This is a genomic window from Geodermatophilus sp. YIM 151500 (assembly GCF_025716945.1).
Classification (GTDB): Bacteria; Actinomycetota; Actinomycetes; order Mycobacteriales; family Geodermatophilaceae; genus YIM-151500.
The window spans coordinates 1-1525 of sequence record NZ_JAOVZT010000035.1; the positions used below are offsets into that span (position 1 = coordinate 1).

1 protein-coding gene is annotated in these 1525 nt (G+C 71.9%); it reads right to left on the reverse strand.

The window, feature by feature from the left end:
* Window positions 1-46 precede the first annotated feature (46 nt).
* Window positions 47-1291, reverse strand: a complete 1245-nt coding sequence (locus OF117_RS22015; protein ID WP_263554998.1) for an IS110 family transposase — start codon at window positions 1289-1291, stop codon at window positions 47-49.
* Window positions 1292-1525 lie beyond the last annotated feature (234 nt).

A 1525-nucleotide genomic window follows, 5' to 3' on the forward strand; every position in this document is an offset into this window, starting at 1 on the left:
GCGTACGACCTGATCCGAAAAGGCCCCCGAGCAGTCGCTGACGAGGTCAGCTGACGGTGATCGGGTCCAGGGTGGCTCGGTAGCCAAGAGCGTTGAGCTGGGCCAGCAGTTGGGCGACGCGGCGGGCCGGATCGCTGACCGGTCGCGGGGCGTGGTCGGGGCCGCGGTCGGTGTAGTCGGTGCCGGTGGTGAGCATCGACCAGGCGGCGAGAAGCACGGCGTGACCGACGGCGACCAGGGCACGTTTCTTGCCGCGGCGGGTGGCCAGTCGCCGGTAGCGGGCGCCGAGATGGCTGCTCCGGTTGCGGGCGGCGGTCATGGCGATCTCGCCGAGGATGCCGCGCAGCCACGGGTCGCCCTTGCGGGTGCGCCCGGAGTGGTGCGTGCCGGCGGACTCGTTGTTGCCCGGGCACATCCCGGCCCAGGAGGCCAGGTGCCCCGGCGTGGGGAAGCGGCTCATGTCCACGCCGAGTTCGGCGATGAGCACCTCGGCGGCCCGCTTGCTCACCCCGGGGATGGTGTCCAGCCGGTCGCGCTCGGCGGTGAAGGGCGCCATCTCGGCGTCGACCTCGGCGTCGAGCGCGGCGATGGCCGCGCTCAGTTGGTCGATGTGGGTCAGCATCAGCCGGGCCAGGGTGGCGTGGTGGGCGGTGAAGTTGCCCTGCAGCGCTTCGGCCAGCGCCGCCGGAGTGGCCCGCAGCCGCCGGTCGCCGAGGTCGGCGAGGGTCTGCGGGTCGCGTTGGCCGTCGATCAGTGCGCCGAGCATGGCCCGCCCGGAGGCGCCGAGCACGTCGCTGACCACGGTGGACAGCTTCACCCCGGCGTCTTCGAGCAGCTTGTCCAGCCGCTGAGCCTCCCGGGAGCGTTCGCCGACCAGGCTGGCCCGATACCGGGTCAGGTCACGCAGCCGGCGGATCGGCGGCGGAGGCACCAAGCTGGGCCGGACCAGGCCGTGCTCGACCAGTTGGGCGATCCACACCGCGTCGGTGACGTCGGTCTTGCGCCCCGGGACGTTGCGGATGTGCCGGGCGTTGAGCAGCTGGGTCTCGAAGGTCCCCTCGAGCAGGTAGAACACCGGCTTCCAGTAGTCGCCGGTGGACTCCATGCCCACCACCGTCACCTGCTCATCCGCCAGCCACTCGGCCAGGGCCAGCAGGCCGCGGGTGGTGGTGGCGAAGGTGCGCGCCTCCGATGCCCGGCGGCCGGCCCGTGCGGCGGGGCGGCGCACGCAGGCCTTGAGGTCCTTCTTGCCGATGTCCAGCCCGGCGCAGCGCTCGATCAGCACGTCCATCGCGCTTCTCCTTCCCGACGGCGAGGACGGCGCCGCCCGGAGGGCCGCCGGGACGAGCGAAGAGTCTGATCCGCGTGCTCAAGGCAACAAGTCAGGGTCCCTGACGGGCGGCCCCGGCATCCAACTCACATCCGGGCTCGCGAGCACCAAGGTCACACGATGTCACCGGCCGGCGCCGCCAGCATTTTCATCCCGTCAGGGCGGCCCGAACAGGGCCATGAACAACTCACGTGT

What these genes read in the sequence shown, in the direction of transcription:
- OF117_RS22015 (WP_263554998.1), bottom strand. Translation starts at nt 1,291, where the DNA reads ATGGACGTGCTGATCGAGCGCTGCGCCGGGCTGGACATCGGCAAGAAG.